Source organism: Polaromonas sp. P1_E1_2, from assembly GCF_056406035.1.
Genome location: NZ_JBFUAZ010000068.1, coordinates 1 through 10,987 on the forward strand (window position 1 = coordinate 1; position 10,987 = coordinate 10,987).

The window sequence follows — 10,987 nt, forward strand, 5'->3', positions numbered from 1 at the left end:
CGCTGGCGGCACCGCCGCCGGCACCGCCGCCGGACCAGCCGCTGCAGCCGGCCTGGCCACCGGAGCCGCCGGCCCAGCCCGGAGCACCGCCCGCAAGGCCGCCCGCGCCCGCCGCGTTGGCGCAGGTAAAAGCACCTTGCGATGTGTTGCCGGGCCGGCCACCCTGTCCGACGGCCACGTTGAGCACGGTGCCCGGGGCGATGTAATACGTGCCCGTGGCTCGCGCACCCGCGCCGCCAGCGCCGCCGTCACCGCTCAAGTCATTGCCGCCGCTGCCACCACCCGCGCCGTTGGCCTGGATGATCACGCCGCCCGCGCCCGCCGGCACGGTATAGGTCTGCAGGGCGCCCGTGTAATTGAAAGTTGTCTGTGCCATCGCGCCAGTCGCGGCCAGCAGCATGACGGCCACGGCCCATACCAGGCGCGCCCACTTGCTTGCCGGTGAGGATCGGCGGGGCGCATACGAGGAAAGGCCTGGACACTGAAAAAACATCATGATTTGGGGCCCGCCGTGTTGGAAGGTGAGGCAGTGGCCGCGCCAGCCGGTTCAAACACATTCTCGTCAAACTTGAAGCGTACACGCAGGTAGACACCACGCTGGGTGTAGGCCTCGCCCGCCAGGTCAGCGGCCCGGAAGCCCTTGATGTTGTAGCCCAGTGACACCCACATGTTTTTCCAGGCCAGATAGCCGACTTCCACGCCCACCGCGGTCTCCGCGGCGCCGTTACCCCACATGCGGTAGGCCTGCAGGCTGACGTCCCAGCGCTCGGTAAGGTCCCAGGTGGAACGGCCGCCAATCAACTGGGTAAAGGAGCGGCTGCTGATGCCGTTGGACTTGTCGCGGCCCCATTTGGCGGCATAGCGTGCGCTCGTCACCCAGCTGCGGCTGGGCTGGATATTGAGGTGGGTGGAAAGAATCAGCCCGGACTCATCGCGGCTGACGCCTGGGCCCAGGGTGCTGTCCGAATCCTTTTTGTATTCGATGCGACCCAGCGCATTCCACACGTCGGTGCTTACCGGGCGATAGGCCACACCGGACTGCGCCGTGATCAGTTCACGCTTGCCGCCCGTGGCGCCGAGGTTGGTCTGCTCGCTGTAGAGCGCGCGGTTGAGCAGGGTCCAGCTGTCGTCCAGCTTGTTGGCCAGCGCGCCCGTCAACAGCCAGCTGCTCGAAGTGGCCGATGTCTGCCACTGTACCTGGCCGGACGCCTTCCAGGTGGCCGCGGCCGTGTAGTCGGCTCCGATGGTGACGGCGCTAGAGTCGTCGATGGTCACACCCGACAACGGCTTAATGCGTTGCAAGCTGGCTGTCAGGCCGACGCCATTGTCCAGGCGCCAGAGCCTGCGCAGTCCGACCGCAGCCTCGCTGCTGCGGCCGTTGATGCTGTCGCCCATGCGGTATTCATTGAACAGCTGCGTGCTGTCCGACAGTTCCGTATTGAGGCCGGCAACGGTGGTGTATTGCGAAGTCGACGCATTGAGCGTGTAAATGCTTTTCAGGCTATTGATGAAGTCGTGGCGCGCATACAGGCGCGTTGTGGAATTAATGGCATAGTTGCCGCCGACGCCGACCTCCCGGCCGCCGCTGCCGTCGATCGCGTATTCGGCCAGGCCGTAGACGTCGGCTTGGGGCACATCCGGAACCGGCACCGTCACCTTGACCCGCGCCGTGGTGTAACCCACCTCCTCGGACGAGCCTGAAGCCAGCGCCGTGGCGGAAGGCGTCACCRGAACGGTACTGCCAGGCAAGGCCGGACCGGAAAGCGCAGCGGCGGTGTTGGCGCTGCTGTAGCGCACGCCAACTTCCACCTTCACATTTCCGGGCAGGCTGTGTTCGAGCTTCAGGTCCGCGCCGGTTTGTGCCGCGCCTGTCACGCTGTTGGCAGTGCGCAGCGCTTCAGCGACAAGCCTGTTCTTGTCATCCACGGCGTAACCGATTTTTGCGCCGTATTCAGACTGGYCGGCCGACTGCACGCTGTTGGGGTTGTAAAAACCCGCACTGGTGCGCGCACCCCAGACGCGCGCCTGCAGCGCCTGGTCGTCATGACGGACTTCCACGCGCTGGCCTGAGCCGTTGCCCTGCAAGTCTGTACTGCTGCGGGCGATTTCACCGGTGGCCACGGTTTTTTCGCCCAGCTTCGCCGTCACGTTCAGTCCGCTGAGGTTCTGGCGATTGGCGGGGTCGGTGTCCTGCACCGCCGTCGCGCCGAGCGATATACCCGGAAGGACTTCCAGGCGCGCATCGGCGCCGGCGACCGTATGCTTGGGGCCGCCCGAGTCCACCGAATAGCTGACCCGCACGAAGATCGGATTCAGGTCGGTGTCCACGCTCGGAACCGGAGTCTTGAGCAGAAGCTGACCGCTGAAAGGTTCGATTTCGTAGTCGGTGAACTGCGCCAGCGGTGTGTCATTGATGATGACTGATGCCTGGCTGCGGCTTCGCGTGAGGATGTCGACTTGCTGGCTGTTGACCACACCGTTGATGTTGAGCCGGAACGGCCCGGAAGTGCCATTGGCGCGGAATTCCTGCACCAGCTGTGTCGTCGCCGTGCGGCTTGCAAAACCTTCCACGGTCACAGCACCTTCCTGGTAACGGCCCTTGACACCGTTCAGGGCGCGCGCGTATTGCGTGAGCTGACGTGCGGCGTTGTCGCTCTGGGTTGAATAGTCGCCCAGCAGTGCGTAGTTGGTGCCGTTTTGCAGCATCACGTAGAGCTTGCCGGTGGACTGGGCGTCAAAGCCACGCGCCGACGAATCGCCATACACCGGGTAAAACTGGTTGGGCTGGATATCGCGGAACAGCGCCGTATCGGAAGGCTTGTCGGAATCGTAGGCCAGCGTCAGCAGTGAAGAACCGAGCACCTTGCCTTTGAGGAACAGCGCAGTCCGCGCAGCCGCTTCGCCCTTGCCACCCGCAAAGCTGCGCGACGTGCTCCGGATCTGCCGTTCAAAAACATCGCCGCTTTGCGCGGGTTGCAATGCGGAAGGATTGAGGCTGCGCAGGTTGAGCGTGCCCTCCACAATACCGGCCGCAATCATGGGCCGCAGGTTGGGCATGAACTCGATGGCCGCCACAGACTTGACGGTGCCGCTGGCAATACCAAGCTCCGCCTTTCCGGGCTGGGCGGGTGGCAACAACAAAAAGCGGCCCTCACCACCTTCAACAAAGACCTGCGTGCCGGGCTGGCGTGCATCCAGGTCGGGAGTCTGCCACTGGCCAAGGCTTGCCTGCAGCGTCACTTGGGTTCGCACGGCCACCGGCAGGCCTTGCGCATCGCGCAGCGAAATGGTGACAGGGACGGCAGTCGCACCGTCAGCAATCAGCTGCGCAGGCGCGCCAACTTCGATCTTTGCCAGGGCACCGGGAACCAGGATCGTGACTTGCGCCGTTCCGCGTGCATTGCCAAAACCGTCTACAGCGCGCACACCCAGCGTATTGCGGCCGGGCCGGAGGTCAACACCGATGTATTCCCAGGCGACGACGCGGTTCTTCTCAAGGCTGCTCTTCTTGCCTACCTGTGTGGCGGGTACCAGTTGCCCATTGAGGGTGACCTCAAACGTGGCGCCTAGCGGGCCTTTCACCCGGACGCGGGTCTGGGCTGAAGGCAACACCTGCTCGTTGACCAGCCCGACAAAACCAGTTTCACCATTGAGCTCCGGCAGGAGCTCTTCCAGTGGAACAACTGCCTGTAGCGATTCGGCACCGGAAACCGCCGAAGGTTGCGCGGCCTCCGACACAACCTCCAAAGGCGCGTAAATAGGTTTTGGCAACCCCTGGGCGTTAGGCGCATAAGGTCCGCCCGGATCGCCCACGGCGCCCAGGGTGCCCGGCAGCGGTGCCGCCGAACCTGCGGGGGTATTGTTTTTCTGTGCTCCGGGCAGACCGAGCGCGCCGCTGGAGGGAAGCGTCCGGCTGTCCACCGTCGCCGCGCCGCGGTTGGCCTGCAGCAACAGGCCTGCGGCCTGGGCGATCTCCGAAGAATTGCCTAACGCTTTGCGGCGCAGAGCGATCTGCTCCTGAATGGCGGCCGTGCACTCGGCGATGGCAAAGTCAGCTTTGTGGAGCTCGCCATTGGTCAGGTCCACAAAACGGCTGGCCGCATCAAGGGCATTTCGATTGTTGAGTACCAGGAGCGAAGCACCAGCAGGCAATGTGATGCTGTCGATCTTGGCGACATGGGTGCGTGGCTCCAGGCCGTAGAAACTGTATTTGCCTTCCTCGTCCGTCACGGCATAGGTGCCGTCTTCCAGATAAATCCGAACGCCCGGAATGCCTGGCTCACCCGCATCCTGCACACCATTGCGGCTGCAATCGGCAAACACCTTGCCGATCACATAGGCTTTGTTGGAAAACACACCACCGACGACCTGGACGCGAACGCTGGACCGGTTGGACCGCACCACGCCGCTGGCAGCCTGCGCCGTATTGATGCCGTCACCGCCCTGGCTGCCCACGCCGACGCGCACGCGGTAAGTCAGTGTCGGCTGCGAGCCAGAGGCGATGGCGCCCACCGCAAACTGGAGGCTGGGACCCGCACCGCCTGAAGGGTCTGCAACGGGCACGCCGTTGAGCCGTGCCGTGCCGCGCACATAGGCGAAGCCTGCAGGCAGGCTGTCGTTGACCACAACACCGGGGAGCGCCCCTGCGCTGACGTTGTTAAACTTGATCGAGTAGTCAACAAAGTCCCCGATTTCTGCTGTCTTCTTGTTGGCTGTTTTCTGGATAAACAGGCCACCCGCATTCGCACCCGGATCCAGGGGTACGTCGAAATGCACAGGCGCACCCGCCACGACGAAATTGCCCCCGTAAGAGCCCGGTGTATCGATCAGCCGACCCGCAGGCTGTATCCCGGCAGGAAGCAGCGATGGAAAGGTGAAGCCCGCCGGTTGGGTGATTACCAGCCGGTATGTGCTGTTGGCCACCAGCGGAAATTCATAAAACCCGTCGGCAGCTGTCACGACAACGCTGGGAGCCGGCGTTACCCCATCTATCTGGAACACGACGGCTGGCCCACCGGGAACCCCGCCATTGCCGGCACCGGTGACGTCGATCAGCGCTACCGTGGCGCCGGCAACAGGCTGGTTGGTGGATGAATTGAACACGATGCCGGAAGGATCCACCAGCAGYGTGGTCGTCGCCGAGACGGTGATGCCGCCGCAGGAGGAAATCGTGGCTGTCACCGTGTCGTTTCGCAGCACTTCCAGTATGCCGTCGCCGGAAGCCACGATGTGCGTCGCCGCATTGGCTGTGGGAACATTCGGCATGATGCGGAAGATGCCAGTGTTGGGGCCGGTTTCCACAGCCGTAAAGGTTTCCGAATCTCCCGTAAGCCGGCTCACCAGCGTGATGGGCACCGTACCTACTGTCGTGGAGTCAGCGTTGCACACAGCAGCATTGGCCTGCACAAACAGTGGATGGCCCGGCGTACCGAGGGCGGTCCGGTTGGCATAAGAGGCGTTGCTGTAGAAAAGGATGTCTGCCGCGTATGCCGGCAACGGCAACACCACCATATTGCTGGTGGTGGTCAACGGTGCAGCGGCGTCAGTCCAGTCCGCATAGGCCGTGCCCGACACATTGCCCGACGCGTTTGTGTTCACGCTGACATTAAATGTTCCCTGGAACAATCCGCCCTGAGGCAACGCGGCAATGCCCCAGGCAACGGCGTCCACCGTGGCACCACCGGGTATTGCCGTGACATAGCTGTTGGTCGCTCCGCCCAGCAGGTGGTACAGCGTCTGGGCACCGGGACTGGTAGACGGCAGGGCCGAGACAAAGGCCGTGTTGACCGGCACCGGGGCGCGCAGGATAAAAAGCGTCACTGGTGCGCCATTGACAAGCACATTCGCCGGGCTGGCCGCCATGTTTCCGTTGTTGATGGCCCTTGCGGTAAAGCTGAGAGCACCACCCTGAGTAGCGGTGGCCGACGAGGCTGAGTAGCTGACCTGGATTGCCGCACCATTGGTGAGATTGATCGTATCGGTGTTGGTCGCGCTGGCCCCCTGGACCTGGCTCAACGCACTCAGGGTAATCTGGGCCGTCTGGCCGGGCGTCGCGCCCGGCGGGATCTGGCCCGTGATCAGCAATCCGGCATTGGCGCCAACGGCAACCATCACAGGACTTCCGGCAGGAACCACGGGTTCACCCGCATCCACTAAACCGTTGCCATTGACGTCCAGCACCACCTGGAGATTGAGCGGTGTGAAGGCGCTGCCGCCGGACACACTGGCCGTGATCAGGTAGTTCGTGGTGCTGTTGCCGGTGTTGGCAAGGTTATGGTTGATCGTGAATGACGAACCTACGCCGATCAGCAGGTTCTGGCTGGATGCCAGCGTGAGCGCTTCAAGCGTCGCCACCGTGGTGTTCACGGTGTTGGAGTTGAGGTGAACCGTCAGGCCCGTCGCCGCGTCCACAAAAGTTGCTGTCGCCGTGTTGCTGATCACCGTCCCTGCCGGGGTCGGCGCTGCCTGTGCTGCTGCCCAGAAGAGCAGCAACATGCAGGAGATCAGCAGCTTGCGCAGCGGGCGAGGAAGCATGGTTGATGGGCTTGTTGTTCGGTTTTCGACAGGGCGTCGCTTTCCAAAGGGCACGCGGCCGTGCCCTTTGAAAAGCGGGGAAGCTTTCGCTTCCCGCGCTTGAGGTCAGTCCCGGGTTAGGGGTTGATGCGTACACCGAAAGTCACGACAGCCGACTGACCAGGGGTCAGGGTGCCGATCGTCGCGGTGACGGTGCCCGCTGCGCCTGCGGAGGGGCCGGTCACGGTACCTACCGTGCTTGCCGCAGCGCTGCTCAGAGTGGTGTAACTAGGCGTCGCGTCGGACACCACAACGGAGGTCGCATTCGCGGATCCGACGTTGGTTACGGTGATCTGGTACAGCACGCACTGGTTGGGACGGGCGCTGAGGGTAGCCGCCGCGTAGACCGTGCCGCCGTTGGCGCCAGCGCAAGCCGTGTCCAGGGATTGCGCCTTGGTCAGCGTCAGGTTGCCGGCGATCACAGTCGTACTGTCAACCGCAGTAGCCACGGCAGGAACTGTCGTCGCATAGCTGCCATTGGTGGTCGTGACCGTGATGGTCGTGGCGTCCACTGCACCGGGGGTTGCGCCGCTAGGAGCGATCACCTTGTTGAACACCGTGATCGATGCACCGGGAGCCAGACCCGCAGGCAGGACGCCCGCGGCATGCAGCGTGCTGCTGATCTGAGGGTCGGTCGCGTCGAGTACGCCGTTGGCGTTGGCATCGTAGTACAGCGCGGAAGTCCAGCCGGCCTGGTTGTCGGCGCCGGCCAGGGTCAGCGTACTGACCGTGCCGTTGCCTTCCAGCACGTTGCCGGTATTGGTCAAGGTGTGGCTGTAGACGTAGGAGCCGCCTGGATAGGTCTGGCCGGCGCCGTTGGGCGTGAGGGTCACCGAGCGCACGGCGTTCACGACCACCGCGTCATGCAGCGTGTCCGAAGCGTTCGACGTGGGCGACAGCGTACGGAAGTACAGCTGCGTGGTGCCCGCTGCAAAGCCGGCAGGCACACCCACCACCGCGCAGACGACAACGTTGCCGGCGGCGGCCACGGAACCCGTGTTGGTGATGGTCGCACCCGTGGTCGAGCAGTTTCCTGCGCCGCCGTCGGCGCGGAAGCTGACCGTCCAGCCAGCGGGCAACGTCACGCTGGCGAAGGTGTTCACCGTGCTGGCGCCCAGGTTGTAGCTGTCCGGCGAAGGGCCGGTGTTGTTGGCCACGATCGTGAAGACCGTCGAGGCGCCCGGGTTCAGCGTGTTGGTGACCTGCGCGGCACCTTCGCCGTTGGCGAACACGCCCACGCCGGGAACACCCACCGCGGTCGGCAGGTTATTGGTGGCATCAACCGCTGCGGCAGTCACGGCGGTCAGCTGGTCGTTGGTGGTAGCCGTCTTGGTCGGGTCAAACACCGAGGTGGCCGTCTTGACAATGATGAAAGGCGCACCTGTGTTGGTCGCGTTCGGCGGCAGCGTGGCCTTGAGGATCACGTTGTAGGTAGCGCCTGCGGCCAGCGGGCCGGTGTCAACCGTGCCGTCGCTATTCGTATCGACCAACGGCGTGACGCCGTCGCTCTTGTAAAGCTGGAAGGTCGTGCCGGCCGGGAAGTTGCCCGTGCTCAGCGTGATGTTGAAGGTGTCGGAGCCATTGCCGGTATTGGTCACCGTGTTGGTGAAGCTCACCGTCGAGCCAGGCGCGGCCGGGCCAGGCACCGTGGTGCCGGTCAGCGTCACGGCGGCGGTCTGCAGCACCGTGAACGGCACCGTGTTGGAGCCGCCCGTTACCGTGGTAGCGCCGTTGTTGTAAGACGTCGTGGCGGTGTTGTTGAGTACGCCGGGTGCAGTTCCCCCGGCCACGGTCACGCCGAAGCTGATGGTGCCAGATTGGCCAGCCGTCACCTGGTTGAGCGTGACCAGCAGGGTCTTGGTTCCCAGGGTGTAGCCCGAAGTCAGGGTGTTGGGTGCAGAACCACTGGAGGCACCAGCGTCGCTCAGCGCCGTGGCGCCCGTCACGCTCCAGCGTGCAGAACCCGCGGTATAGGTCAGGCCCGCCGGCAGAACGTCGGTGATCGCCACGGCGGTGGCCGTGCTGTTACCGGTGTTCGTGTAGGTCAGGGTGTAGGTGATGGCCGTCCCGGCCGAGCCGCTGGACACGCTTGCCGACTTGGTCAGCGTGACGACCGCGTTGGTCGTGGCCGTGGTCACGTCGGTGTTCGACTGGGTTTTCGTCGGGTCAAATACGCTGGTGCCGGTCACCGTGATGGTGTTGGTCTGTGCCGCCGTAGCCGTGCCCGGCAAGGTGGCGACCACGATGTACTTGAAGAGGCCGCCTGCGGCCAGCGCGCCCGTCGAAGTGATCGCCGGGCCCGTTGGTGTACCGCTGCCGTTGTCGGCAAAAATCTGGACGCTGGCCATCGAGAAGCCACCGGTATTGCTGGTGGTCAGGTTGAACGTGTCCGTGCCGTTACCCGTGTTGGTCAGGGTGTGCGGGTAGTACACCACGCTGCCGGGGGTCGCGTTCTGCGCGCCGTTGGCCGCCAGGGTCAAGCTTGCAATCTGCTGCACCGTGGTCTGCACCACGTTCGACGTGACCGTGCGGGTAATGCCGGATGCATCCGAGTACGTGGCCGAGGCCTGGTTGCTGATGGACGTGCCCGCCGGCGGTGGCGCGGCATGGGCCGCCAGGCCGGCCAGAGCCAGCATAAGCGCGACAAACAATCCCACAATCCAGTGGGTGAAAAAGTGCTGCAACCCTAAAGGCTGCGGACTCGAAGGATTGGCATACATGGCTTTTTCTCCTGGCTACTTAACAACGGTGAATCAACAAACAATTAACGGGGAACGGAAAGGCGAAATGCGCCGCCCGCATGGCGGGAGGCGCAGCTGCAAGGGAAGCTGGCCGTCATCACGGTTTGGCAGCCAGTGCGACTGCAGGTGAATCGATGCGCACACGCAGACTGACCACGGTGCTGGCGCCTGCGGCCAAGGTGCCGGTTTCCCAGCGCAAGGCGCGATAGTCAGACAGGGGAACGGGCTCTTTGCGCACGCTGCCGTCGGCCTGCTTGACCATGCGCGTCAGCGGCATGGGTGCAAAGATGCTTCCGTCCGTTGAGGCCAGAGCCTGTGCAGGTTCGGCACTTGCCGCGATAAAGGTGGTGCCGGGAGGCACCGGTATGGTTGCCAGAAGCTTGCCGGCTGCAGCGGTGCTGGTATTGCGGTAAGTAGCGCTGTACTGCAGGACATCCCCGGGTTTGCCGTCGCCGGCGGGCTTGAGCACGGGCTTGCCGCCCACCATCTCCACGCGCTGCGCCAGGAGCTGGGAAGACACCGGCGAGGCTTGGGCCAGCACAGCTTGGCCAAACACCAGTCCGGCGGCAAAAATACAAAGTTTCAGGGCAGATTTCATGGGTAACGTCCTTTCGTGACTCTCGGCAAATGGCTGGCTCGGAGGCAGATCCATGTAGGGCCGGCAACATATGCGCATCGATATGTATTTGAGACGTAACTTTATGTTACTTATCAACTTTTAGAGCCTCGATTACTTCACACGAACGCAATAGATGTGAATAAAAACAAAAATTTCGTGAGAAAAATCGCATAAACGTCCGTATTTAGTTGAATTTCAGTCTTCAATCGGAGTGATTGAAACAGTAAGTTACATATTAAAACATCGAAAATCCACCAAAAGATCCGAAGAAACTAATGGAAATTAGCTAAAACCGGGGCCTCAATTCAACAATTAGAGTTAACTCGTAACCAATAGAAACAACCATCAGATTACCGGCCAAGCCGAATGTCATTTTCGAAAGGGGACAGGTAGCCGGGCAGCGCCAACGGGAAGCCGGAGGATGAGGAAAACAAGGAGAAAAGAGGGGGAAGGGAGGAAAGGGCAACGCCCCAGGCGCAACAAGCCAGGCGAACTCCAACGCGGAGCATGGCGGGGCGGAAGACATAACCGCATAGTCGCGGCCGCTCGCCGCGGGCAGAGTGGCGAAAGACAAGCTGCCCGAACTCGGTGCCAAGCTCGCTCAAAACTCGCTTCTTCACGGCCCGCCCTGTTCTGTCAGGGCAAGCCGCGAAAGAAGGAGGAAAGTTACCTCACGGCATCACGCAAGCGCGCAAACACCTTCCAGAACGCAGCCTCCTGCGTGGTTGCAAAGTTGATGCGCATCAATGTGCTGGGTTTGCGCGCCGCGTGAAACAAGCCGCCAGGCGCAATCAGGTAGCCCTCGTCCAGCATGCGCTGGGACAACGCATCGGTGTCGACGCCCGTGTCCACCCAGCCGAACAGGCCGGCGGGCTCCGCAGCAAATGTGCAGCCGTGAGCCAGGGCCAATTTGACGCTGCGTGCACGCGCGCCRTCAAGCCGGGTGCGAATACGCTCGGCATGCCGGCGTAACTGGCCCTGATCTATGCACCAGGCCAGCGCCTTCTCCAGCAGGGCTGGCGTGGTTAGCGTGGCCAGCAGTTTGGTGTCCAGC

General features: G+C 63.0%; 4 protein-coding genes and 1 pseudogene. All 5 read right to left on the reverse strand.

Going from position 1 to position 10,987, the window contains the following annotated elements:
* A pseudogene (locus AC1D1P_RS05760) lies at positions 1 to 409 on the reverse strand (IPTL-CTERM sorting domain-containing protein); the annotation flags it as partial.
* A gap of 83 nt (positions 410 to 492) precedes the next feature.
* Positions 493 to 6,534 carry an SdrD B-like domain-containing protein gene (locus tag AC1D1P_RS05765; protein ID WP_477672361.1) on the reverse strand — a complete coding sequence of 2,014 codons (6,042 nt, stop codon included), beginning with the start codon at positions 6,532 to 6,534 and terminating at the stop codon, positions 493 to 495.
* 116 nt (positions 6,535 to 6,650) lie between these two features.
* On the reverse strand, positions 6,651 to 9,293 hold the full coding sequence (locus tag AC1D1P_RS05770) for a beta strand repeat-containing protein (protein WP_477672362.1): 2,643 nt from the start codon (positions 9,291 to 9,293) through the stop codon (positions 6,651 to 6,653).
* A gap of 118 nt (positions 9,294 to 9,411) precedes the next feature.
* On the reverse strand, positions 9,412 to 9,912 hold the full coding sequence (locus AC1D1P_RS05775; protein ID WP_477668682.1) for a hypothetical protein: 501 nt from the start codon (positions 9,910 to 9,912) through the stop codon (positions 9,412 to 9,414).
* Between the two features lie 687 nt (positions 9,913 to 10,599).
* A partial coding sequence (locus AC1D1P_RS05780) for an aminotransferase class I/II-fold pyridoxal phosphate-dependent enzyme (RefSeq protein WP_477672363.1) occupies positions 10,600 to 10,987 on the reverse strand: 388 nt, incomplete at its 5' end.